This is a genomic window from Streptomyces sp. NPDC051569 (assembly GCF_044454085.1).
Taxonomy (GTDB): domain Bacteria; phylum Actinomycetota; class Actinomycetes; order Streptomycetales; family Streptomycetaceae; genus Streptomyces.
The window spans coordinates 182,219-209,136 of record NZ_JBITDJ010000009.1 but is presented as its reverse complement, the minus strand read 5'-3'; the positions used below and the strand labels follow the sequence as shown (position 1 = coordinate 209,136).

The window sequence follows — 26,918 nt, the reverse complement described above, 5'->3', positions numbered from 1 at the left end:
CCCGCGGAGCGGGTAGGAGAGTGCTGCGCACTCTCCGAGCGCGCCGGCTTCGCCGGCGAAACGGACGCTTCGCGTCCGGAAGGGCAGCACGCTTCGCGTGCTGCTGTGGCTCGGCTTCGCCGAGCCGGCCCTCCGGGCCTTGAAGTCCCCCCGCTGCGCGGGGACTTGCGCGCGCGTTGCGCGCTGAACACTGCGGCCGCTGCGCGGCCTGAGCGATACGCTTCGCTTCTCGCTGGAACTTTCCGGCTTCGCCTACAAGTTCAATGGGCCCGCTGACGCGGGCGGCTGGCTGGGTGTTAGGGGGTGCGGGAGTATCCCAGGTTCCAGGCGCGATGGGGTGAATCTGTTGACTTCAGCCCAGTCGGCGCCCGGGGCTGTCATGGTGGGAGGGAAGATCGTGAGAAGTCTACGGGGTCTTCCAGAGTGGCTGTGAACGGTTGCTGCATCAAAGTGAGTGCGGATAAGTTCTGGAGTGAGAGCCTAGTACCTCTGCACGAGGGTGGGCAGCGGAAGGGCAGTGTGTTTCGTGGCGGGTCATGGACGGCTTCGGCCTCATCAAGTCGAAGCGGTGGATGCGACAGCCCGGGCTTTGGAGATCACTCCTGGCGGCGAGTTGGCCGCGGGCGGTCTGCGCGCTCAGGTGATCGCTGCCACCGGGTCGGGCAAGAGCTTGATCGCGGTCTCCGTTGCCGAGGTACTCCGTACCCGGCACGTGCTGGTGCTGGTGCCCAGCCTCGATCTGCTGGGACAGATGGCGAGAGCATGGCGTGAGGGCGGCCGGGACGGGGCGATGTTCGGCGTGTGCTCGCTACGCGGGGATGACGCGATGGGACTGCGGTGCACTACTGACGCGGACGAGCTGGTGGCGTGGCTGGAGGGGCCACAGCTGGTAACGGTGTTCGCCACGTACGCGTCGCTGGGCCTGGGGGTGCTTGAGCGGGCACACGCCAAAGGGCTGGCCGGTTGGGATCTGGTCGTGGTCGACGAGGCGCACCGAACGTCGGGTGCGGCAAGTAAGCCGTGGGCGGCGGTGCACGACAACGCGAAGCTGCCGGCGCTGAGGCGGCTTTACATGACGGCGACGCCGCGGCTGTGGGAGGTCCCTGAGGAGGGAATGGAGTCGGGGGCCGGCGGGCATGTGGTGCGGGAGTCTGCCCAGGTGGTCGCGTCGATGGATGACGAGGCGGTCTTCGGGCCTGTGGTGTACCGGTTGTCGCTGTCCGAGGCCATCGACCGTGGCATCGTCGCGCCGTACCAGGTGGTCTGTGTGGATATCGAGGATCCCCAGCTGCAGACGGTGCAGCTTGTGGGCGGGGCCGCGCGTACGGACGCGGTACGCGGCGCGCGCCTGGCCGCGTTGCAGACCGCGGTGCTCAAGACCGCTGCGGAGCAGCGGTTGAAGCGGTTGCTGACCTTTCATTACCGGACCAGTGAGGCGGAGGCTTTCGCCAGTGGTCTGTCGGCGGTGGCGAAGTCGCTGTGGGAGAGCGATGGGCAGACGTATCCGGAGCCTGGGGTGCTGTGGGCGGACTGGCTGTACGGGGAGCACAAGGCGCAGCACCGGCGCCGGGTGCTGGAGGAGTTCGCCGCCGGTGTGACGGTGGAGGGGGTGGTGAAGGAGCGGTGTGTGCTGGCGTCGGTGCGGGTGCTGGGTGAGGGCGTCGATACCAAGAATTGTGATGCGGTGGTCTTCGCGGACGTGCGTGGCTCGACGGTGGATATCGTGCAGGCCGTGGGGCGGGCGCTGCGGATGCAGCCGGGTGAGGGGAAGACTGCTTCGCTGGTCGTTCCGGTGTTCCTGGGGCGGGACGAGGAGCCGGACGACATGCTTGCCTCGCGGGCCTATGGCGAGCTGGTCAAGGTGCTGACCGCGCTGCGCGCGCACGATACCGAGGCTGTGGAGCATCTGGCGGCGCCGCAGGCGGCCGGGCGGCGGGTTGCTGGTGGTGCCGATGCGGTGGCTGCGGGCGGGGTCAGCGGGCCGGCGCAGGAGTTGCTGACGTTCTCCACTCCCCGTGACCCGGCTGCACTGGCCGCGTTCATCAGTCTGCGGGTGCTCAGGCCGGAGACGCAGTTCTGGCGTCGCGGGGTGCAGGCCGCCCTCGCCTACCGTGGTGACCACGGTGATCTGCGCGTGCCGTACGGGTACCGGGCGCCCGACGGCTTTCCGCTCGGGGTGTGGATCTCGGAGCAGCGGCGCGCTCACGCGCGGGGGCGGCTCGATGCCGAGCGGGTGCAGCAGCTCGACGAGCTCGGCATGATCTGGAGTCACCGCGATGTCGCCTTCGAGGAGGGACTCGCCGCGGCCAGGGGCTGGGCTGCGGGGCACGGTCACCTCCTCGCTCCTCCGGACGCCGTGTGGCAGGGGTACCCCGTCGGGACCTGGCTGAAGAATCAACGGGGCGCGGCCCGCCGGGCCCAGAGCGCCGGCAGCGGGGGTCCTGGTGAGGCGTCGGGCGGGTTGAGCAAGGAGCGTCGGGAGGCGCTGGAGGCCATCGATCCCGCGTGGTGCCCTGTGTGGTCGGTCGGCTGGCAGCGCTGCTTCCATCTTGCCCGCGCCCACCGGGCAGGCGGGGGCGTGCTCCCGGAGGAGGCCGGGCAGCTCCTGGTCCAGGGCGAGGACATCGGTCACTGGATCGCGGTGCAGAGGCAGGAATGGGACTCCCTAGCCCCGGCCCAGCGATGGCTGGTTGGGGAAGCCCTGGGCATCGAGCCGGCTCCCCGGCCGACCGAGCCGGTGGTGGTGCGGCGTACGCGAGCCGAGATCTGGGCCGCCAATCTGGGCGCCGCAGCCCAGTACCGGGCCCGTGAAGGGCACCTGGAGGTACCGCGGGCCCACGTCGAGACCGTCGACGGTGACGCTCACGCTCTGGGCGTGTTCATCGCGAACAGCCGCACACGTAAAGCGAAGCTCGGACCCGAACGGATCGAGGAGTTGTCCGCGCTCGGCATGCGCTGGGCGTAGAGAGCTGAACCGGTCGTTGGTGGGCTCGTCTTGGGGTTCGGGCGGGTGCCGTTGGTTGTCGGCTGGAGGGGAGCGGGTGGCTCGTGTGGGGGGTCAGTCACACTCCAGTCGGATCATATTGTCAATTCTTTACAATTTTCGTCCCTTTTGGTGCCATTCTTGAATTTCAAGGAGGTATGGGGTGAGGGATACCGGTATAGAACTGAGGCGCTTCCTCTACGAAGCCGAGAACGGAAGCTACGATCTTCCGCCGATGCAGCGCACCTTGTCCGTCCACCCGGCGTTCGCGGTGAAACTGATCGACTCGCTGTACCGCGGGTACCGGGTGGGCTCCTTGCTGATCTGGGAGCCACCGGTGGGGCAACGGCCCGCCTCGGGCCGCTACCAGGCGTCCCAGGGACGGCCACGCTGGTGGATCCTCGACGGACAGCAGCGCAGCACCGCGTACGTCGGTGCGTTCGGGCGCCGGCCGCACTGGATCCCCGCGGACCGCTGGCAGACCGTGGGCGGGCCGGGGCTGGAGGTCGCGGTCCGGTTCACCACCACCGGCCGGACACAGTTCCGTCCGTACCTTCCCGGCCGGCCGCGCTATATCCGCCTCGCGGACCTGGTGACCGACACCGACGCCGACATCCGCTCTCTCCTCGAAGGGGCCGGGATACCGGCCACGGACGCGCGGGTGGAACAGGCACTGCAACTGAAAACGGGGCTGCAGCAGTACGTACTGCCGGTGGAGTGGCTGGCATCGGACTGGGGGGACGCGGCGGAGAACTTCATCCGCCGCAATCCGACACTGCGCTCCGAGGAACGGGCGCTGTGCAGCCTGAGCATCGCCTACGAGGACCTCCAGCGCGATCACATCGACCAGCTGGTGGAGCGTGGCAGCACAGCCGGATTCCCCGTAGCGCTCGACCGTCGTCAGCTGAACCAGGTCCTGCAGGGATTCCTGCCGCGCAAGGCCCGCCACGGGCAGGGGCGTTGGGCCGAGCAGAATGCCGTACGGGCCGCCGCGGAGCGCACCGAGGCGGCGGTGGGGCAGGTGATCCCCTTCCTCCACCGGCAGGGCATCACCCACGACTCCCTGCTCTGGTCACCGCCCGTGATCCGCGTACTCGCCGCCCTCTTCGACCGGTTCCCCCAAGCCGCCGGCTCTGCGTTCACCTGGCGGTGGCTGGCGCACGCCGCGGCCGGCCAGCACCACAGCGGCGGCCCGCACTGGTCACGCAACATCCACGAGAGCCAGCGCATCCTGGCCGCGGAATCCTTCACCGAGGCGCAGCAGATCATCGCGCAGCACGAGGCAGGTGGGACGGTTCCCCGGCTGCGGGCCCAGGACCTGATCGGTGCTCCCGGAACGCGGGCACGCCTGGGGGCTGCCGGGACTCTCTACGCGATGGCGTGCGCCCATCAGACGCGCGGGCCCGTGGTGGATCTGGCGGACCCCTCGGTGGTGTTCCCCGATCCGAGGATGCGACCTCACCCGCTGTGGCAGGAGGCGGAGTCTGGGGCGGCGGCCTGTGCGCTGGTGACCGAGAGAAGTGCCCGCGCCATCAAGGCCGGTGGGGGGTGGGGGCGTGAGGCGTTCGAGCGCCTCGATGTCCCACCTGGTGTGCTGGCGGCCCATCAGCTCTCGGCCCCGGCCGGCGGTGGCCCGGTGTGGAGCGTGGAAGGGCAGGCCAAGGAACGGGCGGACGCGGTGGCCGAGACCATCAACACGTTCCTGGACCGGCTCGAGCCGCTGTCTCCCGCGTCGTGAAGGGGCCTGGCACGGCTCCAGGCGATGGTGAGGAGCAGGCGACCTGGCAGGGGGCGGGGCTGTACGCCAACGAGGACGGGTACAGCGTCGCCGGATTGCTGAGCCGGTGGCTGCGGGAGGGCTCGAAGGGGCGCGGCCGGTGCCTGACCCTGGTGGCCGGCTACGTCAGCTTCCGAGGCCTGGAGCTGCTGGTGCCCGCGCTGCGCGAGGTGATCGGCACCAGTGCGCGGGTACGGCTGCTGATCGGGGCCGAGCCAACCCAGCGCGCTGCTTTGATCGAACCGGCCCTGGGAGATGACCGGGACCGCGGCGTGGCCTATGCGCTCGGGCAGAGCGAGCGGGCGCTGCGGGCGGAGCTCGACGGAGTGCCGACAAGCGCCTCGAGCGCCTGGCGCCTTCATGGGCTGCGGCAGTTGCTGCGTCATCCGCAGGTGGAATGCCGCAGGTGGGAGCACCGGTTCCTTCATACGAAAGCGGCCGCGGACAGGACGGAAACCTCCTGCAGGGCCGTGGTGGGATCATTCAACCTGAGTCTGCCCGGCCTTCGCACCAGCGCCGAACTGGGCCTGGCCTCCCAGACAGCGCGGCAGAGCCGCGCGACGTCCCTGATGGTCGACCGGTTCTGGGAACAGGGCGCGCCCTACGACCTGGCCGGGCTGATCGATGAGCGGCTGTGCCCGTATCCGCCCGAGCTGGTCTACCTGCGGATGCTGCTGGCCCGGTTCGGCGACGAGGTCAACGCCTCCCCCTCGCCGCTGCCGCTGAAGACTTTCCAGCGCGACGGCGTGGCCAAGGCGCTGGCGGTGATCGGCCGGCACGGGGGTGTTCTGCTGGCGGACGAGGTGGGACTGGGCAAGACCTACATGGCCGGTGAGATCATCCGCCGCTGTGTCGTGGCCGGCGAAGGGCCGGTCCTGGTGGTGTGTCCGGCGCACATCAAGCAGTCCGTGTGGCGGCGGCGCCTGGGCGAGTGGGCGCTGGAAGGCGTCCATCTGCTGAGTTACCACCAGCTGGCCCTGCGGGTGGGCCGGCTGGCTCGCGGGCGAGGCCAGTGGCGCCAGTACGCACTGATCGTGCTCGACGAGGCCCACAACCTGCGCAACACCAACACCTGGCGGTCGGCACTGCTGGAGCTGCTCGGCCGCCAGTCGGTGCGGCCGGGCATCCTGATGCTCACCGCGACCCCTGTACAGAACCGGGGCCGCGACCTGACCCAGCTGCTGCGGATCGCCGCCGCGCGGTACCAGGAGGAGCCAGGTGGCGACGAAGAACGCTCCCGGCCCTCGTTCGACGAGCTGGAACGGCTGTGCGAGCGGGCCGACCAGCTGGGCGAGCGGGAGAGAGGACTGCTCCACAGTGAACTGGACCGGCTGACGGTACGCCGCACCCGCCCACTGATCACGCAGGAGTACCCGCGCGACATGGGCGCGCTCCGGTTCCCTGCCGTGCGCCAGGTCCCGGTGCGCTACGCGCTGCCCGTCCCGGTGAAGAAGCTGTTCGGAGACGTACTGGACGCCGTCGGCCACGACGACGCCCTGTCCCCGGAGCAGGCCGCGCATCTACGCCTGCTCCGGGGGCCTGAGCCCCGGGTGGGCACGCTGCGGCTGGCCGCCTACAAGAGCGACTCCTACCGGCTGGAAGACGCCGAGGATCCCGCGTGGCTGCCTCTGCTGACGGGGCTGTTGCGGATGTGCCTGCTCAAACGCATCGAGTCCTCCGTCGCCGCCTTCGCCGCCACCGCGTCGCGCATGGCCGCGCGCACACGCACCGCCCTGGAGGAACTGGGCCAGGGAAAGGTACGCGTCCACGTCCCCCAGCGCCTCAGGCAGGACCTCCTCGTCTTCCTGGACGGCCCCGCCGGCGACACGTCCGACGAAGAGGACCTGAACTACAACACCCTCATCGACCGGTACCTGGGAGGGGAACGTCCCAGCCGCGAGGAGACCCGCGCCGCCGACCGGGACTTCCGCTACCACCCCGCCGGCCTCTTCGACACCCGCCGGATGCGCACGGACCTCCAGCACGACCTGGGCATCCTGGAGAACCTGGCGGCCGCAGCCGGCGCAGCCGTCACGCACGATCCCAAGCCGGGGGTCATCCGCCAGCTCCTCGCCCGCATCGCCGAGAACACCGGCTCCCCCAAGACCGTCCTGTTCGCGAGCGCCCGGGTGACCACCACCGACCTCGGCAACCGGCTCCGGGCCGCCGCCGGCCTCACCGAGGGCGGCCTGCAAGCCTTCCACGGCCGGATCGCCAACCTCGGCGGCCCTCAGATCCCCTCCAAGGCGCACATCGCCTCGGCGCTCGGGCACTTCGCCCCGCTCACCGCCGCAGACCTCAGCAGCGAGATCGGCGAAGAGATCCCCGAAGACCTCTACGACCTGCTCCTGAGTACCGACATGCTCGCCGAAGGCGTCAACCTCCAACAGGCCGCTCACCTCATCCACTACGACCTGCCCTGGAACCCCAAGATCCTCGAGCAGCGGCTGGGCCGCATCGACCGTCTCGGCTCCCCGCATGCGCAGATCACCTCCTACACCGTGCTCCCCGACACCGGTCTCGACCTCGTCCTTCGGCTCATGGACCGGCTCATGGCCAAGACCCGGATCGCCGCCGCGTGCGTGGGAACCCCCAGCGAACTGTTCCCCGGAGCACCCGTCGAGCCCCGCAACTTCGTGGAGCTCCTCGACCACCTCGACCGGCCCCCGACCCGCCGCGGGCGCCTCCCCCTGGCGGAGTACCAGCGCATCTGGCTCGCCCGCGCCCTGCGCCAGCCCCCACTCAAAGAAGCGATCGACCACCTCCCCCTGTGGTCCGGAGCCATCCACCCCGGCCACTTCGCGGTCCCCGGCGTCGTCTACTGCTTCTCCCTCACACAACTCCCCGGCCGGCCGGCCACCACCGCGTTCGCCCGGGTGTACGGCCACCCCCGGTACGAAGCGATCACCCTGGACGCGGCCCGGTGCCTGGGCCAGGCACACCTCGACCTCACCCCCCTGCTCGACACAGACACCCAACAGCCCGTGCCCGCCGCACCCCAACCCGACGTCGCGCCGGCCGAACTCCAACTGGTCTGGGACCTCCTCGACTACGCCCGTAACCAGGTCGCCCACGCACACGCCATCCCCGACGACCTCGCCAAGCACCGCATCCACCTGCTCACCTGGATGCTCCTGCCCAACCGCGACACACCAGCCGACCCCCACACCACCTCCCTCTGAGCCCCTCCCCCTGAGGCGAATCGCCCGAACACAGACCGGGAGAGAGCGGGAGGAACCTGCGGCGCGCGATCTGCGCGGACCAGGCCCCCTTGCTGGAGCTGTTCCTCGGCCGCCGTCCGGAGCGGCACGGCCTCTTCTCGGGCACCGGGGCCCGAGAAGACGAACAACCCCGCGATGGGTCAGCGCCGAAGCAGGACTGTCAGCGTCCTACGGCACCGCGGGCTGCCCCGGCCCGTCGGCCGACTACGCCCCGGACGCGAAGGCGACCCGAGCCACCGAGTGCCCGTCACCGCACCGCGCCTTGAACGCCGGAATCAAGGCCGGTTCTGTCAAGGACCCCGTCACTCGTTCGGGGGAAGCAGCGTCTGGGAACACAAAGGGTTCGCCACGGTTGCCACGCTGGCAGGACAGGTCTGCAGAGCGCGGACCGCAGAGGCAGGGGGTGTTCAAAAGACCGCACTCCCCTCCGAGGAGGAACGCCGTGGGATCCTTGAACATGAGCCGCGAGGTGCGCGATGTCATCGGCGAGCAGCCAGCACTGCACCGCACCGCCGCGCACGCCCAGTGCGTCAAATGCCAGAGCTTCCTCACCCCTCAGGACGACGTCAACGTCTCAGCCCTGGTGGGTGGCAACAGTGTCGCCGTGTACTTCGGGCACGCCGCCTGCATGCGGTCGACCGTCACCCAGGGTCAAGGCGAACTCCAGCCTGTGGACCAGATGCACATGTCGGCACTCCTGCTCAGGCACAACGGGAACCATCGCCCGGTACTGGTCGGTGAGTTGAGCACTCCTATGTCCGGGCAGGATGGCAGCGGTGTGTGGTTCGACGCCCACAAGAGGTACCTCAGCCAGGAGGGATTCGCATCCGTCACCAGCCTCGCTGACGTTGCGCCCGTCCTGCCCGGATACAGGGGCAATCTCCGGTACCGCGCCCCCGGCCAGCCCGACGGCAACACCGACGAACTCCTCGTCATCAGCCCCGACGGCCCCTTCTACGAGGGCACCATCCGAACCTCCCCCAGCTGGCTAGCCGCTGTCAGGGCGCAGCGTCAGTGCACCCTGTACATGGGGCTGGTGGGACTACGCATCTCGGACCCCGACAGTGTCACGGAGCACAGACGACTCCGCGAAGCCGCCGCCGACGGCACTCTGCAAGCCATCCAGCTCCCGCTGGCCATGGCGGGCGCGGCTTTCTTCGGCTGACCAGGAACGTGAAAACCACACGGGCGCAGAGGAGTTCGTCCCGTCCCGGATCCCCGGGCTGTCTCCAACCCTCCGGACATGCAGCAGAGTTCTCACCACTAGGTGGCGCGCCCACACGTCACCTGACCTGCGGACCGACGCCACAAGGGAGGGGTCGCGCCACGCTCGCTGAGTACCTGATCCATATCCTCTGCTGACGTGGACCGGGGCCCATGTAGCGTCAGCGCCAGGGGGATGAGTTGAACTTCGACGAGAACGAACCGCAGTCTGTTCGAGATGAGCGCTTCGCCGCAGAGCGGGCCCAACGCAGAGAGGCACGCACGGCTGCGTCGCTCGACTCGCGGGGAGCGCACCTCGGTGTGGCCCTCGTGACCATCGCCCTGGTCCTCCTCAGCTGGAACGGGAAGCTGGTCGCTCTGGGCATCGTCGGCGGAGTCTTTCTGCTCTGGTTCTCCGCAGCCCTCGCATGGGCCTACGCCGACGGGGACCACGGCCGACACGCACTCCAGCGCGCGTATAACGTCACCTTCGGATGGGGCGACGGGTTCTGAGAAGCAAGGACAAACCAGAGGGTGCGGATTTGACGTTCGAGGCGTTGAGGTCCGCTCTGGTCCGGAATGGCTCCATCAGCGGGCCCGCGGCCTTGGCTGCTCTTCTGTCGGGCGCGCGGTGGGAGGTCTCTTCGAATTCGGCCTCGGCCCACTCGTTGTGGGCGATCTGGTGCGCCCGGCTGGACATGTTGGTGGAGACGGGAGGATCTGATCCGGGCCGGCTGGAGAGCCTGGCTCAGGCCGTAGATGGGCTCCACGATGTAGGAGACGCACGGGTGTACCTGGCTACGGTCACCGACCCGCCACGCCGGTTTCACGTCTACCTCTCAGAGGACCTCGCCCACTGCGTCGGGGCGTGGGAGGGCCGCGTGAACGAGCAGGCTCCCCGCATAGCGACCTGAACCGAGGCGGCCAGGTCTTCCTGAAGACTCCCCACTCAGTTGAACGCCGGAGCGAGTGGGGCGACGAGTAGCCCTGGCCGTTTTCAAAGATCCTCATCACCCCCGCTTGAACGCCCTGGGCTCTCAGCGAAAGCGCAGCCTGGTCAGAGGGCGCGGGATTCGCCGCCTGGTGAGTGGAGCTTTACAGGATCAGCCGGAACATCCGTCGGGGTGTTGGTTGATCCAGGAGAGTCCGCCGAGGTCGAGGCAGTGGCGGGCTCGGGTTACGGCGACGTAGGCCAGTCGTGCTTCGTCGTCCGCGATGGGGCCCGGCAGCGGGCGGCCGGCGGCGTCGGTCTCCTCCAGGTCCTTGGGTGGGGTGAAGTCGTCGGCGATCTTGACCCGTTGCCATTCCCGGCCTTTGGCCTTGTGGGCGGTGGAGACGGTCACTTCGGCGCGCGTTTCGTCGGCGAGCTGGTCGAGGGCGGTCAGGATGGTGGGGGTGCCGTGCTTGTCGACGAGGTTGACCAGCGGCATCAGGTCACCGCCGGCCGGGTCGCGTTCGGCGTAGTCCTGCAGGTCTCCCCACGTGGTGAACAGGATGAGTTCGGGGTGGGCGGTGCGACGCCCGGCTTTGAGATCCCCTGCGGCAAGGGCCAGGGCGCGGAGGCTGCCGCCGCCTCCGACGAGTGCGACGCGGCGGCCCTCTTCGAGCAGTTCCATGACGGCGGCCATGGCGCCGACGTTGGTGCGGCACAGGACCGCGTCCGGGTCTCTCACGGGCGCGAGGTCGGTGGAGATGCTCTCGGAGCCGGTGAGGCGCAGTGGTGCGGAGGCGATGGTGAGCCATCGGTTTGCTTCGGTGGCGAGACGTGGGCCGAAGCGGAAGGATTTCGAGAGGTGCAGGGAGGTTCCGTTGAAGCCGGTCATGACGTCTTTGGCGCCTCGCCATTGGTAGATGGCCTGGGCGGAGTCTCCGACCATGACGAGTTGGGCGTGGGCGCGCTGGGCGGTGTAGATCTGCTCGACAACGGGGTTGGTGTCCTGGGCTTCGTCGAGGAGGAGGAAGTCGGTGTTGATCTTGGGGTTGGTCAGTGCCCAGATCTTGAGGTAGTGGTCGTGTTCGAAGCGGACGACGCCCTGGTCGTAGGTCTGGAGGTCGGCCCAGGCCTTACGCGCGAACGGCAGAATGGTCAGGGCGAGTTGGCTGCGTAGGTCGGGGGCTTCGAGGCCACGTAGTCGTGGAACGTGGTGGGGCGCGAGGGCGGGGTCGGCCGAGTGGCAGAAGCGGCTCACGGTGCGCAGGGTGGCGTAGGACTGGGCGCGGGGTGAGAGGTCGCGTTCGCCGAAGTGCACCGGTTTGGTGATGCCGAGGGCGTGGCCGGTTTTCCAGCCTGGTTGGCGTGGGCTGTTGAGGCGGGTGCGGTAGCGGTGCCCGAGGGCAGCGTAGGCGAGGGCGTGGGCGGTGGAGCACTGGACGGTGCGGGGGAAGCGGGCGGCCGCGTCGCGGACGATGGTCTTGTTGTAGGCGAGGTAGCGGCCGCGGCGCCCGGTGCCGTGGGCGAGGTAGGCGAGGGTCGTGGTCTTCCCCGTACCGGCGCCGGCTTGGAGGGTCAGGTGCTCGCCGGCATGGAAGGCCTCGGCTGCGGCTGCCTGTTCGGGGGTGGGGTTCTGCACCTTGTCACTCCGGTGGTCAGCGGGCGGCGGGGAGGCGGGTGGCGATGTGCTGGTGGTGGCGGAGCGGGTCGAGCGGCTCCCATTCCGCGCGGGCCAGGTCTGCGACGGTGCGCGCGGCGGCGTGGCTGGGGCAGCGCTGGGCGCGCCAGCGGAGTTGTTCGGTGTACGGCAGGTGGCTGAGGTCGTAGAGCGCGAGGAGCGTGTCGGGCAGGGTGCGCTGGCCTGTGGTGGGGCCGGCCGGCTGGAGGGTCCAGGTGCCGGGGGTGGTGGGGTTGAGGACGGGGAGGGGGCAGCGGTGGCGTTCGCGGGTGCGGGCGACGCATCGGATGTCCTCGACGGGGTGTGAGGCGAGGTAGCGGCCGTGGAGGAGTTGCACGATGGGCCGTGCGGGCCGGCAGGCCGCAGCCGGGTGTCTGGGGGTGGTGGGCTGCGGCGCGGGTGGGATGAAGGCGCCGGTGTCGATGAGGCGGCGGGTGCGCAGCGCGAGGTGGCGTCGGAGCTCGGTGAGGTGAGGGGTGGTCGGCACCGGCGCGCCCTGGCTGGCGCACAGGAGCGGGTGGGGGATGCGGCACCAGGGGGTGTCGTCGCCTTGGGGGTGGGCGATGCCGGAGCTGACGTGCCAGCGGTAAGGCGCGGGCACGGCGAGGGTGGGTAGTTCGTGGGGGTGGAGGCTGATGGGCTGGTGGCCGGGGCGGTCGTACCAGTCGGCGGGGTTGCCGCATGCCTGGCAGAGGCCGCGTTGGCCGGTGCGCAGCAGGCGGGTGGGGCTGCTGGGGGTGATGCCCAGTGAGCCGGTGCGGCGGGTGCGGCGGGTGCGGGTGCCGTCCCAGTGGCGGTGGGATGTTTCGGGGGTGCGGGGCATGGGCGCGAAGGTGCCAGGCGGCGCGCCGTGTGGGGGGTATCGCGGCCGCCGGTGTCCCCCGGACGGCCTCTTTCATGGCTACGCGGGTTCGATCAGCGGGTGGTGTGTCGGTTTTCGGTGCCGGTGAGGGTGATCTGTGCGGGGGTCTGTCGGTGGCCGTAGTGGTCAGTCGGTCTTTGTTCCGGGTGGGGTGTGGCCGGTGCACAGGGGTGGCGAAGAGTTTGTCGAGCGGGGCGTCCAGGGCGTGGGCGAGGGCGTGCCAGGTGCCGAGGGATCCGATGGTGCGGCCCTGCTCGATTTCGATGAGGGTGCGCCGTGACAGGCCGCTGCACTCGGCGAGGTTGTCGTAGGTCCATCCGCGGTCGGCCCGCAGGCGCGCGAGTTCCAGGCGTAGCTCGTCGTGGTTCGGGTCGGGCGGGAAGATCATCACCTTCCCATCCGAAGGTGCAGACCCCTGCCTGTCAGTGCAGACCTCTGCCCTATTTGTGCGGGTGCTGGGCCGGACGAGGGGGCAGAGGTCTGCACTACGGTGTGCCGCCATCACCACTCCCCCGCCCCGCGGGCCCGGGTCGGGGCCGGATCGAGTTCAGACAGGACGAACACGCGCGCATGAGGCTGTGCACCACCCCCATGGCGACGGTGCGACGCACCTGGACCGTAGAACTGCGCCCCGAGCACGGTGGGCCGGTCCTCCTCTGCCGGCAGTGCGCACCGGACGCCCGGCCGCTGCCGGGAGCGGCCTCGAGATCCTCGGCGCTGGCTCACCTCGCCCGCCACGCACGCGCGAAGCCCTTGCCGCCATACCTGAGGACCTGCCAGTGCCACGAACGGGGCTGCCGCTGGCACCCGCGGCACCGCGGGTGTGCGGGACCCGTCCTTCTCGTCCTCACCCGCGAGCGCAACGGACGCCTCTGGCGCCTCGCCGACGCGTGTGCGGCATGCGCGAGGGCGACCGCGGGAGCGGCGGTCGTGCCCGATAGCGTTCTCACCACACCGCCGACGGAGCTGCCGGGCATGCCGGGCAGTGCGGCGCAAGGACGGTGGCCAGGCAGCGGTCGGCGAGTCCGCGTACTGGAAACGCTCTGCTACCTGGCCACCGCCCTACCCCAGGAGACTGGTGCCGCAGCCCGGCTGCTCGCCGTGCAGTGCGTGCTACGGACGAACAGCAGCGGCATCGTCCGGTTGCCCGCAGGGTTTCTACGCGGCATGCGCCTGCACAACGACCCCTCACCCTGGCAGGACCTCGAACAAGCCCACTGGCTCCATCACTTGCCCACCCTCGGCCACCAGACGTTCCCCACTGCGGCAGCGCGCCTCCTGGATCCCGCCGTGCTCCTCCAGCCGGGGAGCCGGCATCGGCGGCTCCAGGCAGCCGACTGGGCCCTGCGCAACTCCCGGCCAGGCATGGTCCGTCAGCTCGACGCGGACGTTCGCCTGACGGCCCTCGTCCTCCGAACCTGCACATCAACCGGTACCGCCCAGGACCAAGACAGCCACATCGGACCTGCGCGACTCTCGGCTCTCTGCGGACTTCGCCCGCAGAGCTTGCCCCCGGCACTCGATCTGCTCACCTCCGCCGGGTTCCTCAGATCCTGGAGTGCGGACTGCACTCCAACCGGGCTGGCATGGGCCCTCGCCCACCTCTGAGTACCTTCAGCCGCGGAGCGACCGGTTGCCGGCGATGAGCTTGAAGAGCTCGAGCAGCCGGTGATGTTCGGCGCGCATCCTGTCGTGCGGCGGATGTTCGGCTGCCGTACGGCCCCGTCGCCTCACTTCCACAGGAAGGCAACGATAAAGATGAGTTGCCCCAGGACCACGGCGAGGACCACTGAGTAGACGACCGCAGCCCGGAGGACGGGATCGGCGTGCAGCATCCTGATCTTCGACATGCGCTCCTCCTGGGGGGGCAACGAGCTGTGCCAGTTTCAAGCGGGTCCGCGTGTGATGCCACAGCGGCCACTGGTCACTCGGGCATCCGCACGCGTGCAGCAGGGCGTGAAGTACCTCCGGTGCAAGCCTTCGAGGTGGGTGAGGTGGGTGTACTCGTGCATGCTCTCGGCGTCCGGAAGTCGTTGGTGGCGCGGCGTGACGTCGCCGCAGCAGCGTCGAGGGGCAGGCGACTTGGGCTTGGCAACCACCGGTCTCCGAATCACTCCAGGAATAATTGATGGTAGGATTCCGAGGCGTGATAGGGGGTGATGGATGGTGGCCGAGGATTCGCGTGCAGAGCCTGCGATGCTCGCGCTTGTCCGCGAGTCCCGCAGCATGACCCAGGCTGACGTGGCTGCCGCCATGGCTGCAGCTTCTGGGGACATGGGCACTGCGGTGTCCCAGGGGTACGTGAGTAAGGCCGAGTCGGGGCGTCTGGCAGTTTCCGGTGAACGACTGGAGTTGTATGCCGCCGCCTTGTCCTGTCCGCCGGATCTGCTGTGCCTGGACCCGCAGGTGCATGGGGTCGGGGTCGGGCTGATCCACCACCGCAAGCGGGCCTCACTGCCGGTGGGGGTACTGCGCCGGATCCACGCGCAGCTCGCTCTGACGCGGATCCAGCTCAACGGCCTGCACAGCGCGGCCGCGGAAGAGAGCGTGCAAGCGGATTTCCCTCAGGTCGAGCTGAGCGACCTGATCACGCCGAAGGATGCCGCCCGCACGGTGCGCAAGCGGTGGGGATTGCCGGCCGGGCCAGTGTCCGATGTCGTAGGCGCCGCCGAAGAAGCCGGGGCTCTGATCGTCCTGCGGGATCTTGAGAGCGACCGGCTGGACGCGGTCAGCCAGTGGGCTGTCGGCCAGGCCCCACTGTTCCTCGTCAATCGCCGCGCACCCGGGGACCGTTGCCGGTTCAGCGTGGCCCACGAGATCGGCCATCTCGTACTGCACCGTGAACCAGGATCCGGTCCGGAACAGGAGAAACAGGCCGACGCCTTTGCTTCCGAGTTCCTGATGCCCGCAAGCGACATCCGCAAGGAGTTCGCCGACGGCGTCGACATCGCCAAACTGGCCAGTCTCAAGCGTGGCTGGCGGGTTTCCATGAGCGCTCTGCTGCGCCGGGCTCTGGCGTTGAACGCCATCACCGACTGGCAGTACCGCACGGTTATCATCGAAATGTCGGCCCTGGGATATCGCACTGCGGAGCCGGTGCACGTTCCCCTCGAAGAGCCCTGTCGCGTGCCGATGCTCGTCGACAGGCTGCTGGAAGAGCGCACCTTCACCACTGAGCAAGCGGCCTCACACGCTCATTTGCTCCCCGGGGATTTCATGCGTCTCTACCGCGAAGGCAACCGCCTGCTGTCCGTAAACCCTCCTCGAAGGTGACGACATGACCGGCACTTCCCCCTCTGATCTCCCGCTGCCCCGCACGGGGAGCGACTCGTCTGACCAGCCCGCCGGGGCGGCACTCCGCCCTCCTGGTCCTTTGGACGGCCGGCTGCTGCTGCACGTCTCCAAGTCCCGCCTCTGGCAGGTCCGCGACCACATCGACACGGACCGCGGGGGTCTGGTGCTGTGCGGCGACGGGGCAGTCAGTAAGGCGATGGAGCTGCGGAAGGAGGAGTTCACCGCGCCGCTGCTCGTTGATCCCGAGGTCTACACGTCGCACGTCGCCACAGAGGAGGCGCCGTTCCCGCGGACCGAGGACGAGGGGTTTTCCTTCGGAGACCCGCAGTTCGACGACCCGCTGCGGGTGTCGTTGAACAGGCAGCGCGCTGCGGGTGTCACAGCACCGATCACTCCGACCGGTTATATCCAGGCGGAGGACTCCGCTGCGTTACTGACCGCTACACGGCAGGTCGAGGCTCTGGACGATCCCTCTGTCATCTTCGCCGCGCCCGTCGACGTCGGGTGGCTGCAGGACGACGACAGCGTGCGCCAGCTCATCGGGGCGCTCAACCTGATCAGGGGCCCCAAAGCCCTCATGCTGGGCGGCCAGATGGATCCGCTCGGGCGTTTCCCACAGGCAGTCAGCAACCTTCGCCGAGTGCTGGCGTCGGTGCCCGGCGCCGCTTTGATGCGTACCGACCTCGCGGTCTTCGGTGCCCTCGCTCACGGGGCATCCTTCGGCTCGTTCGGAACGACCGGTTCACTGCGGCACATCGTCCCGCCCGGTCAGCCGGTCCAGTCCACGAGAGGGGTGGTGGCCGCCCCTCACGTGCTCTTCCCTGAGCTGATGGGTTTCTTCCTCGGTTCGAAGATCGCCAAGGCATTTGCCGCGGCGGACGGCCCGCCGTGCAACTGCCGGGTCTGTGACGGCGAGGGACTGGACCGGTTCACCAGCATGCACGGGGAGCACCAGCGTCGGGCTGCGGCACACAACGTCGCGACTATGGGCACGTGGCTGCACATGCTCATGGGGGCTGCACACGGCTTCGACCGGCAGATGCGGTGGCACGAGCTGTGCCGCACCGCGGTCGAGCACTATCCCATCCTCAACGCATCCATCGACCAGAAGGGCACCTTCAAGCCCGACGCGCAGCTCAAGCGGTGGGCGGTACTCGTACCCGATGTCGTTCCCCTGGGTAGTTCGGTCCCGGCAGGTCAGCGCACCAGCTGATACAGCTCCTCGGTGAAATTCCAGGCCGCGGCCGTGTGGCGCTTCGGCCGGTAGGCGCGGGGGTGCAGCACCATCTCGATGCCGGAGGGTGAGTCGAGCAGAACCCCCACCCCGTAGAACGACGCCTCGTTCAGGAAATCGTCCATCCGAAGAGCCGGACGCCGCAGCAGAACCGCGCGGCTGCAGAACGGGGCGAAGCGAGTGGCCGCCTCCAAGCCCCGCCTCGGCTGCTCCGCGATCACCACAGCCAGGTCCACGTGCAGAGGGCGCACCGCGTGGCGGGTGACTTCATACCGGTCACGGTCGGCCGAGCCGGCCGGGAGTCTACGTACGGCAGCCCTGTCCCCCGCGCTGAGAGAGTCCAGGGGCACGGGCAGGTCCACAGGAAGAGTCAGCAGCGTTTCCAGCGGCCCTATACCGGTGAGGGCATCTATTCCGGCGCGCTGCCGTCGGGTGTGCTCAGTGGAGTCGAAGCGATAGAAGACCAGGGCGTCGGAGCCGAGCAAGGAGAGCTTCTTCGCGTGGCCGTCGGGGTGGACCAGTGCGCCCGAAGCGGCTCTGACCGAACTGCCCACTGCGCTGCCCGCGACGACTGCCATAGACCCCACCCTGCCCTATTGCGATTCCCATGCCTGTGGAGGCATCCCGTCTACTGAACCTGAGCGGGTGACTCCTGCTCTGCCAAACTGTCCAACACCGGCCGAAGCAACGGCCACAGCGTGGACTGCGCCGTGATCCGATGCCAGCGACGCCTCTCGCCAGCCACCGCGGGGACGCTCTCCACCAGTCCTAGAGACATCAGTGCCCTCATCGAAGACCTGTAGACGCCAGGTTGCACCCCGTGCCGAAGGGCAAGATCCCCCATACAAACCCCTTGAGTACCTGCGTGCACCAACGCCCACATCAGCTCGGCACGATAGCGATTGCCGAACAGCTTCGCGGAGGCACGACGCATCTGCTCGTGAGGCATGATTCATGATTCATTAATTATGCTGTACACGTCAAGCAGGCGGAAGAATCCGTCGCCGGTGAGACTCCTGCTCCAGCTCGGGACTTTCAGCGGGCGGAGACTTATCGGCACCGACGGGCGCCGCCTTGTGCCACCTCAAAGTCAGTAATCGGATCGTCAGACATACTCTGGGCCAGCGCTGGCGGCGCCGGGCTCTCGCCAGGCAGCGAAGCTCCTGGCGGCGAGCGTGCAAAGGCCCGTCAGGAAGCGGCTCGTGGGTTCCACCGCATGTCCAGGGCTTCGAGGGCGTCGAGCTGTTCTCGGGTCAGCCGTTGGGGGTTGGAACGCTTGTCGGCGATCCACTTGCCGAGAGCGATGGGGTGCCCGTCGCGGCAGACATACTCAAAGGGGACATTGAGGTGCTGGTGGCGACGCCAGAAGGCTCGCGCGGCACGGAGGCCTTTGGCGAAGGCCCACTGGGAGGCGCCGCGGGGGCGGCGGAGAAGGAGCGCCAAGGGGTGGGTGAGGGGGAGGGCCCCGAGAAGATTGTGCTGGTCGGGGACAAGGCGGGGCAGGTCGTCGATCTGAGCGTCCAGCCACCGGGTGAGGGTCGAGTCGTCGCTGTCGGGCTTGAGGTCGGGGAAGGCGAGGCCTCCGCGGCGGGCGAGGGCCAGGGCGCGCGCGTAGGTGCGGTGCCATTTCCACGCACCGTGCCAGCAGGAGTTCCACCAGGGGTAGATCTCCGTGAGGGCTCGCTGGTAGCAGTGGGGCAGGGTGCGCTCGCGTACTTGCCGGCGGCAGTCGGCGACCCAGCGTCCGATGGCCATACCGCCGTGGTGTTCGTCGGCGCGCGGTGCGAGGTGTCCGTGGTGGGCGGTGTAGTCGCGGGCGATCTGGAGCCTGCGCTCGATGCTGTCGGGCGGGTGCTGCCAGAGCATGCCCAGAGCGTTCAGTGCCTCGACGCGTTCCGGGAGCAGCATGCTGTTGAGTCGCATGGAGCGCTGTTGGCCGATCCACCAGCCGAGGTAGAAGCGGTCGGGGCCCAGGTAGCGGCTGGGTATGTCGATGTGGCCGTGTTCTTGATGGAAGCGTGCGGCTCTTTGGAAGCCTGACTCCCAGATCTGGTTGGGCGGGTTGGCGGCTTTCAGGCCGAGCAGGGGGATGATCTCGTCGGCGCGTTCGGGCCTGGCGACGGGTTTGAGTACTTCGGGTTCGGGTGTGAGGCGGGCGTATTCCACGCGGTGGAATGTGTGTTCGTCGTAGACGCTGAGCGCGATCATGACTTGGTGCAGCAGATGGTAGGGCGTCTTGCGTGTGGCGTCGCCGATGTCCTGGCCTGGGGCGATGTACACGGGAATGATGATCGTGGAGATCTTGCCGTCGCCGGGGGTCTGGCGCAGGGCGCGGCCGACGGCCTGGACGATCTCGACAGAGCTGGTCTTGGGGTCGGCGAACAGCACGGAGTCGATGGCGGGGATGTCGACGCCTTCTGAGCAGGTGCGGCAGCTGGTCAGTACGGATCGCCGCGGGGCCGTGTTGGAAGGTGCGGTGTTGAGGGGCGTCGAGGCGAAGGCGGAGAACGCCTCATGCCGCTCGAAGCGGCTCTGCCGGGCGTTGACTGTGCCGGTCTGGAGCGGAGCACGCGTGTGGGAGGGCATGAACGTGTTGGTCTCGGCCAGGGTGTCGGCGAACATCGCGGCTGCTGCGACACGTGAGTGGAAGGTCAGGGTGCGCCGCAGGTCGTAGGCGTGCTGGGCGCTGAGGAGGGCTGCTTGCGCAGCTGCCACGCGCATTCCTTCGGATCCTGGGGCGAGATTGGTGTGGCGGTTCAGGACGCGGCGGAGGTCTTCGTCGCGGATCTCGATCGCGACGATGCGGTAGTCGGCCAGGAGCCCTTGGTCGATCGCTTCGGCCAGGGAGATGCGATAGACGACGGGGCCGTAGAGGCGGAGGTCGTCCATGGAGGCGATCTCGCAGAGTGGTTGTGGCACCAAGCCGCTGTCCACCGCTTCTTGGTCGAAGACCCGCGGCGTCGCTGTCATGTAGAGACGGTGGCGGGCGGGCAACGCGTCGTTGTCGTGGACGAGGCCCCACGTCTTTTCGAGGCTGCCTGCTGAACGGTGCGCCTCGTCCGCGATGAGGACGTCCCAGCGCGGCAGGTGAAAAGTACGGTGTGCCGCAGCGATTTTCTTCAGCGACTGGTAGGTGCAGAACACGTTGATCGAACCGCCGGCGCGGGCTGCCTGTTCGGCCAGGACAGAAGCACTGCTGATCATGGTGAGAACGCCGTTGAGAGCGGGATCCTCGGGCTCGTCGCGTGAGCAGAAGCCGACGTAGCGTCCAGGGCGTCCCTCGCGGTACCAGGCAGCCGCGGTCTGCTCGATCAGTTTCAGTGTCGGCATCACTACCAGGGCGCTGCCGTCGGGTGCGGCGTCCTGGGCGGCGTTCACCCCGACCAGGGTCTTGCCGGCGCCGGTGGCCATGGTGACAGTGACACGGGGGGTGCCGGCGGCGAAGTTGCTTGCACAGCTGTTCCGGGCGATCTCTTGGTGGCCACGCAGGTGGGTCCGTAGTCCGTTGTCTGTCAGTGTGGCCACGGTTCCTCCATGGGCCGCGTGTACGAAGTCCCTTGATCAGCAGGGTGGAAGAGGGCTTCGTGGGCTTGCCGTGCTTTGTCCGGTGGTTCACCCGAACGAGTGACGCGGGTCTTGAATGGTGTGTTTGAGTCCGGCGATGGTGTCGGGGAGGGCCGCACACGAAAGGGGATGGTCTGGGTGTGGGATGTTCCGGGCTTGTTCGGTCCGCACCGGCCGCTTCCCCTGCGGGTACGGCATCTTGCTCGTGAATCGACAGGTTCGTTCGTGAACCGGCTGGCTCACGCCAACGGCCTGGAGCTGCAGGACTTCCTGGAGCGGGTCGGACAGGGCACCCGCTCGACGGTGAAGCCCCATATGACCGAGATGTATGTGAACCGTGCAGGCCGTGAGTACCTGTCGGTGCTGGCGGGCCGGCCCGCGGAGGAACTCCGGTGGGCGCTGCCCAGCCTCGGTGACCGGTTCCTGGAGCCGGATGACGAGGCGGCGGTATGGCGGTGGCGGTGGAGCCCGAAGGAGGGGCAGGTGCTGCGGATCTGTGATCTGTGCGCGGCGCGGCGCGGTATCCGGGAGGGCGCCTGGTTCATGTGGCCGGACAGTTGGTGGCTGTGTGTGGAGCACGGACGGTGGACGGATGATGCGGGCGGGGAGAATCCGCCGGTGATTCGGCTGGGGGCGGTGCCCGAGGTGTTGTCTGCGCATCGGCAGCGGCTGCGTCTGGAGCGGCGTCTGGGGGCGGGCGCGGGCGGCTTGTTCGCGGACGCTTTCCAGGTGGTGGCGCAGTGGTGGATGTACATGCCTGAGGCGCTGGTGTGGATCCAGCGGGCGTGGGGGGTGGGTCTGGAAGCACGCGAGATGCGGGGGATTCCGCTGGTGACGTACCCGGAGGCGGTGGCTCTGGCTCGGGCGATGGTCGTCTTCGAGCGGGAGGGGCGCCGCGGCGTGCGCGATCGGCAGTACTGGCTGGAGGCCGAGGTGAAGCCGCTCGTGGACTCCTGGGCTCTGGAGTGGGATGCCTGCCGGGTGCCGTTGCTGGAGTGGCTGACCCTGCACAGCGCAGAGCGTGCCGAGGCTCGGGGGAAGGGTGCGCGAAGTGGGCAGCTGACGCTGTCCGTCGGTCATCGCCGCGCCGCCGAGCAGTCGGGAGGCGTGTTCCAGCGGTCCTGTCTTCCGTGGCACCTCGGTTCGTATGTCGTCTAGTCGACGTCAGTTCGGTGGATGCCTCCGGGACTTGGAGTGGGGAATGGCGCACCACATCACGGGGCCGTTTCCCGTCCCGATCGGTAGGCCGGCTTCACTTCTGCCGGGCGTCGGGATGCCTGATGCCGAGACGTCACGCTGGCCGCGGCTGTCGCCGTGCTGCGAGCCGGCCGTGGTGAGGGTGGCGTCATGTCCGCCTTGGCCGCCGGAGCCGCCGGCAGGTGAGAGGTGACGCCCGGCAGCCTTCCGGACGGGGTATCGGTGCCGGACCCGGGAGGGAGCGTCGTGGTCCTGTATCGCGAGCCGTACGGGGCGGTGCGCTCGTGTGGTGCGGCCCGGCTGCGGGGGGTGGAGCTGGAGGAGTTCGGGCCGGTGAGTGAACCTGTGCCCTATCGGGGGCGCAAGGGCATCATCACCTACTGGCCGGTGGCGACCCGGGAGCAGACGGTGGTGTGCGGCAGCTTGCGGCAGTGGCGGCTGGCGGTGGAACTGGACTTCGAGCCGGCCTGGGCGGCGTTCAGCGCCGGCCCGGTGGAGCTGGTGTGGCGGGAGGGAAGCCGGGTGCGCCGCTGGCGTCCGGATTTCGTGGCGCGCACGGCCGGCGGCGAGCGGCAGGTGCTGGCGCTGCTGCCGCCCGGGAGGGAAAGTCTGCCCGGACGGAGACTTCCGGTGCTGCAGGTGGTGGCGCAGGCGGCCGGGTGGCGGGTGCGGCTGGTGCGTGAGCCGTCGGGAGTGCGCGTGCGGAACCTGGGGTGGCTGGCCAACTACCGGTTCCCCGAGGGCGGCGAGGATGGCCGGACGCGGGCGCTGCTTAGGGCGTTCAGGGAGCCTACGGGCCTGCGGGCGGGTGTGGCGGTGAGCGGGCTGCCCGAACTGCCGGGTCTGGATCTTGCCTACCGGATGCTCTGGCAAAGGGAGTTGCTGTTCGACTTCGCACAGCCGCTGCTGCCCGACGCCCTGGCCTGGACGGCCTGAAGGAGAAAGGACGGCGCATGGGAAGGCAGGAGGGGCTGGTGCCGGGGCCGCTGGCCATCGGGGCCCGGGTGCACTGGCAGGAGCACGAGTGGGAAGTCGCGGCCTGGCAAGGACCGAAAGTCACGCTGATGCCGGTGGAGGACGGGGAAGCCCCCTGCGCGGTGTCGTACCGGTGGCTGGTGGGTGCCGAGGACTTCGCTGTCCTGGACCCCGGCGGCGCACCGGTTTCGGACGGCGCCGCCCTGAAGGGGCGGGGGCGGCCGGAGGACCGGGAGGAGGAGAGTGCGCTGTGGCAGGCGCGCATGGTCGAGATCGATACCGGCCTGGCGCCCGGCGCGGGCGAGCCGCAGCAGGGGTTCGGACCGGGGACGACTCTGGCACAGCGGTGCGCCGCGATGTCGGCACGTCTGGCCGCCGACGGGATCCGCTGCTCGCCTCACACACTCGCCGACAAGCGGCGCAAGTGGAAAGCGGCCGCGGAGAACGCGGCCGTCCTGCTGCCCGAACCGCGGGACAGACGGCCCGGAGGCTTCACCGACCCGCGGTGCCTGGCCGCCATGCAGGAGGTGGTGACACGGCGGGCACTCGCGTCGGACGTGACCATCGAGGTGATCCGCGAGGAGGTCGAGGACCTGCTGCGCTCCCGGTACGCCGCGGAACTCGACGACCCGGCTGCCGCGGGAGCCTTGCTGCCCTCGCGCTCCACGTTCTACCTGCGGATGAAGGAGTCGGGTCTGGCCGATGCCCTGGCCGCGCCGACGCGGGCCCGGGCCGCCCTGGCCTCTGCACCGCCTCTCCCCCACGGCGGGCGTGAGGTGGTCCTGATCCCGGGAGAGGTCACTCAGGTCGACACCACACCGCTGCGGATCCTGGCCCGCGGCGACGACGGCCGGCCCACTGCCACGGAGATGAGCGCGCTGATCGACGTGGCCAGCCACAGCATGTGCGCCCTGATGATCACACCCAGCCGCCCCGGGGATACCAAGAGCGGACAGTCCGGCCAGGCGACCCGGGCCATCGACCTGACGCTGATGCTGGCGCAGGCCTTCGCGCCCTGGCCCGTGATGCCGGGCTGGGACCCTCTGAGTGCGGCCGCTGCCTCCAGCCTGCCGTTCGGGGCGCTACGGGCTGCGGACGAGCGGTTCACCGAGGCCACGGCCGCCCGCCCGGTGATCCGCCCCAAGCTGATCATCTACGACCAGGGCAGCCCCTATGTGAGTGAGCACTTCACCGAGGTCTGCGACCGGTTGCGCATCGCCCGCCGTCCGGCGCGCAAGAAGACTCCGGACGACAAACCTCTCGTCGAGGGCTTCTTCACTACCCTCGCGCACGGCTTCAGCCAGCACGTCCGACACGGCTGGCAGGGCCGCAGCCACAAGAAGCGCGGCCGCGGAATCGACCGCATGCCGCTGTTCACCATCGCCGAACTTCAGCAGATGGCGCAGGAATGGGTGGCCCTGGAGTACCAGCAGGCCCCCAGTGCGGGGCTGCGTGACCCCTTCCGGCCCGGAGTGGCCCTGTCCCCCAACGCCATGTACGCCCTCCAGGTGGCCCGCAGCGGCTACCGGGCGATGCCGCTCTCACCCGCCCAGAACCGGTTCTTCCTGCTGGCGAAGTACGTCACCCCCGGCAAGGGCGGATTCATGATCGACTACCGGACGTATCAGCCGATCACGCAGGACGCGGGGCACTACCGCGAGATCCTCCTGCGCGGCCCCTCGAAGCGGCCCGGCCGCAACGACAAGTGGGAATGCCGCTTCAACCCCTACCGCCCCGAGCGGGTCTGGCTGCTGGACCACACGTCGGGCGCCTGGGTGACGTGCGACTTCCGGCTGCGGCATCTGCTGCACGACCCGTGGACGGCGGACATGTGGCAGGAGCACGCCGAGCAGCACCGCGCCGCCGGCGGCAGTGAAAAGGACGAGGAAGCGATCGCCCTGTCCCTGGCGCAGCGCAACCGGCGCCGGCGCAGCCGTAAACCGCCGCCCAAGCGCACCGGCGTCGAACCGCCCTTCCAGGGAATGGAGCTGGAGACCGAACAGCCGGCCCGGGACCGCTATGCCGATCTTGAGCCGTTCGACTTGTCGGCCCTGCGGCCCTACCCGGCGGTGCCCATGTCCCCCACCGCGCCCCCGTCCGTGCCCGCGCTGCCCGCGGGCGCAGGCGATGCGGATGTGCCGCACGACGAGCGGGCTCATGCTCCGCATCCGCTCGATGCCCTCTTCCCCTCCGATGTCACCGACGCCCAGGCGGACACCTCAGCGGCTGGAGCAGAAGCGGATCCGTACGGAGCCTACGAGGTTGTCGAGGCGGAACTCCTGGACACCGACGCCGACAGCCGGAGCGATAACGGGGAGGGCAACGAGGACGGGGACGAGGTGTGGGAGATACAGACAGGCGGCGGCATGGAGCCGTGAACGACTCGCCACAGCCGGCCGCACCAGGCGGGCTCCCCGTACCGAACGAACCCGGCCCGCTGGGCGCGACCGCCGGCAGGACGAGACACAAACCGTGGACCGAACACAGAGAGCAGGGTCATGAAGGCAACCGTGGAACTACGCAACCAGCGTGAGACCCGTCTGCGCCAGCAGATGCGCGACACCCCGATGCGTCCTCTGCCGTTGTTCCAGCTCACCGGGTGGAACCACTGCGTCGACGAAGAAGTGGAGGTGCCGGTACGGGCGAAGGACAGCGTTCCTGACGCGGGCAGGCGTACTGACGAACAGGCCATCGCCTACCACCGGCATCTGCGGATGGTGGCCACCGACGCAATGGCCCACGTGCAGGAGACGGTCGTGGCGGCGGTGCACCGCAACAGCGGGAGCCGCGAAGGCCTGATGGACCATGTCATCGACGGGCCTCCGGGCACCGGCAAGTCCTGCCTGCTGCGGGCGGTGGGACGCACCGCCCAGAGGGAGATCGAAGCCGGCACGGGTGGCAGGCAGGCGGACAGGATCCCGGTGGTACACATCACCACCCCGGCGGACCCCGAGTCGAAGGTGAACTGGATCTGGGAGATCGCCTCCTTCCTGGGACTGCAACCCGAGCCGAAAAGCATGGCCGAAGTCCTGGAGATGCGCCGCAACCATGACCTGACCCTGCCGGTCAACTACATCCTGGAGAAGACGCAGACCCGTCTGTTGCTCATCGACGACATCAACCGTGCGACCCCGCAGCAACTGGCAAACGTGCTGCCCTACTTCGACTACCTCCGCGACAAGATGGGCATCTCGCTCATCTTCTGCGGCACCGGTGCCGGCGAGATCCTGCACCAGGCGCGCGCCCTGGCCTGGGACCTGACCCGGGTCAGCCAGGAGAACCGGCAACGACTCGAACACGCCGGACAGCACGCAGAGCTCATCTCCTCCTCCCCCAAGGCGCTGCTGCCAGTGACCTGGCTTCACCCCCTCCCGATGGACTCCGGAGACCAGGAGGTCTTCCACCGGGTGCTGGCGAGCTTCGAAACCGACCTGAGCCTGTACCGGCTGGAGGAAAACGCCCTGTCCAAACACGCCGCCGTACTGCACAAGCACACCGGCGGCTACTTCAAAGCCCTCACCTACGTCATCTCCACCGCCGCCGTCCACGCCATCCGCAGCGGCAGCGAGAACATCACCCTCAAAGAGATCAACGCCGCGGCCGCGCAGCTCGTCTGAGGCCGCCCCCTGCCGCCGGAATATCCCCATCGGCGGCAGGGACAGCCTGAGCGTCCAGGCAGCAGACCCTGGCAAAGGACGGCCGGTGCAGATCGTGCCTGCCACGGCTTCCGCCGCCACACAGGCCCAGGAGCAGGAACTTGTGTGAGCAGCGCGGGGCAGGACGGTGCAGGCCCGCCTCAAGCTGTTATGAAGCGCGCCGATACCCAAAGCAGCACCCAGCGAACCGGTACTGCGGATACGTCATCCCAGGGTTCGCCGAAGGGGTCTTCGGCCCGAGCCGCCGTTTTCACGGCGCCGCGCCGCCGTGGTGCACGGGCGACCACCGCGCAGAGCGACGCCTTGGTTGTCTTCGATGACGCGTAGATTGGGTGGCACCGCC

The 26,918-nt window shown here is 68.9% G+C and carries 15 protein-coding genes and 1 pseudogene; 11 read left to right on the top strand and 5 right to left on the bottom strand.

The window, feature by feature from the left end:
- Positions 1-499 precede the first annotated feature (499 nt).
- From ACIBAE_RS16625 to ACIBAE_RS16605, 5 genes are all read left to right on the top strand, one after another.
- Positions 500-2,965 (top strand): Helicase associated domain protein, encoded by a 2,466-nt coding sequence (locus ACIBAE_RS16625; protein WP_399285535.1) that lies wholly within the window; start codon positions 500-502, stop codon positions 2,963-2,965.
- Positions 2,966-3,146: 181 nt separating this feature from the next.
- Positions 3,147-4,721 (top strand): DUF262 domain-containing protein, encoded by a 1,575-nt coding sequence (locus ACIBAE_RS16620; protein WP_399285534.1) that lies wholly within the window; start codon positions 3,147-3,149, stop codon positions 4,719-4,721.
- Complete coding sequence (locus ACIBAE_RS16615) at positions 4,718-7,942, top strand: SNF2-related protein (RefSeq protein WP_399285533.1); 3,225 nt, start codon at positions 4,718-4,720, stop codon at positions 7,940-7,942. Before ACIBAE_RS16620 ends, ACIBAE_RS16615 begins: the two co-directional genes overlap by 4 nt.
- Before the next feature lie 481 nt (positions 7,943-8,423).
- Positions 8,424-9,146, top strand: a complete 723-nt coding sequence (locus ACIBAE_RS16610) for a hypothetical protein (protein ID WP_399285532.1) — start codon at positions 8,424-8,426, stop codon at positions 9,144-9,146.
- Between the two features lie 359 nt (positions 9,147-9,505).
- Positions 9,506-9,697 (top strand): hypothetical protein, encoded by a 192-nt coding sequence (locus tag ACIBAE_RS16605; RefSeq protein WP_399285531.1) that lies wholly within the window; start codon positions 9,506-9,508, stop codon positions 9,695-9,697.
- 590 nt (positions 9,698-10,287) lie between these two features.
- On the opposite strand, the gene ACIBAE_RS16600 is transcribed toward ACIBAE_RS16605, so the two are convergent.
- The 3 genes and pseudogenes from ACIBAE_RS16600 to ACIBAE_RS16590 all read right to left on the bottom strand — a co-directional run bounded on the left by ACIBAE_RS16600 (position 10,288) and on the right by ACIBAE_RS16590 (position 13,046).
- Positions 10,288-11,754: a UvrD-helicase domain-containing protein gene (locus tag ACIBAE_RS16600; RefSeq protein WP_399285530.1), complete on the bottom strand. Its 1,467-nt coding sequence runs from the start codon at positions 11,752-11,754 to the stop codon at positions 10,288-10,290.
- A 16-nt stretch (positions 11,755-11,770) separates the two neighbouring features.
- Complete coding sequence (locus ACIBAE_RS16595) at positions 11,771-12,616, bottom strand: DUF6083 domain-containing protein (protein ID WP_399285529.1); 846 nt, start codon at positions 12,614-12,616, stop codon at positions 11,771-11,773.
- Between the two features lie 165 nt (positions 12,617-12,781).
- A pseudogene (locus tag ACIBAE_RS16590) lies at positions 12,782-13,046 on the bottom strand (helix-turn-helix transcriptional regulator).
- A 1,772-nt stretch (positions 13,047-14,818) separates the two neighbouring features.
- On the opposite strand from ACIBAE_RS16590, the gene ACIBAE_RS16585 reads away from it, so the two are divergent.
- Both ACIBAE_RS16585 and ACIBAE_RS16580 read left to right on the top strand, forming a co-directional pair.
- A complete protein-coding gene (locus tag ACIBAE_RS16585) occupies positions 14,819-15,928 on the top strand; it encodes an ImmA/IrrE family metallo-endopeptidase (protein WP_399285528.1) in 1,110 nt (369 codons plus the stop codon).
- Positions 15,929-16,028: 100 nt separating this feature from the next.
- Positions 16,029-17,162: a hypothetical protein gene (locus tag ACIBAE_RS16580; protein WP_399285527.1), complete on the top strand. Its 1,134-nt coding sequence runs from the start codon at positions 16,029-16,031 to the stop codon at positions 17,160-17,162.
- On the opposite strand, the gene ACIBAE_RS16575 is transcribed toward ACIBAE_RS16580, so the two are convergent.
- On the bottom strand, positions 17,147-17,761 hold the full coding sequence (locus ACIBAE_RS16575) for a hypothetical protein (protein WP_399285526.1): 615 nt from the start codon (positions 17,759-17,761) through the stop codon (positions 17,147-17,149). The genes ACIBAE_RS16580 and ACIBAE_RS16575 overlap by 16 nt on opposite strands.
- Before the next feature lie 610 nt (positions 17,762-18,371).
- The gene (locus tag ACIBAE_RS16570) at positions 18,372-20,708 is read right to left on the bottom strand and encodes a Helicase associated domain protein (RefSeq protein WP_399285525.1); all 2,337 of its coding nucleotides are present in this window, start codon (positions 20,706-20,708) and stop codon (positions 18,372-18,374) included.
- 168 nt (positions 20,709-20,876) lie between these two features.
- On the opposite strand from ACIBAE_RS16570, the gene ACIBAE_RS16565 reads away from it, so the two are divergent.
- The 4 genes from ACIBAE_RS16565 (at position 20,877) to ACIBAE_RS16550 (ending at position 26,536) form a co-directional block, all read left to right on the top strand.
- Entirely contained in the window at positions 20,877-21,905 is a 1,029-nt protein-coding gene (locus tag ACIBAE_RS16565) for a TniQ family protein (RefSeq protein WP_399285551.1), read from the top strand.
- Positions 21,906-22,190: 285 nt separating this feature from the next.
- Positions 22,191-22,880 (top strand): TnsA-like heteromeric transposase endonuclease subunit, encoded by a 690-nt coding sequence (locus ACIBAE_RS16560; RefSeq protein WP_399285524.1) that lies wholly within the window; start codon positions 22,191-22,193, stop codon positions 22,878-22,880.
- Positions 22,881-22,897: 17 nt separating this feature from the next.
- Positions 22,898-25,297, top strand: coding sequence for a transposase (locus ACIBAE_RS16555; protein ID WP_399285523.1), 2,400 nt, complete (start codon positions 22,898-22,900; stop codon positions 25,295-25,297).
- Between the two features lie 120 nt (positions 25,298-25,417).
- Positions 25,418-26,536, top strand: a complete 1,119-nt coding sequence (locus ACIBAE_RS16550) for an AAA family ATPase (protein ID WP_399285522.1) — start codon at positions 25,418-25,420, stop codon at positions 26,534-26,536.
- Positions 26,537-26,918: the final 382 nt, after the last annotated feature.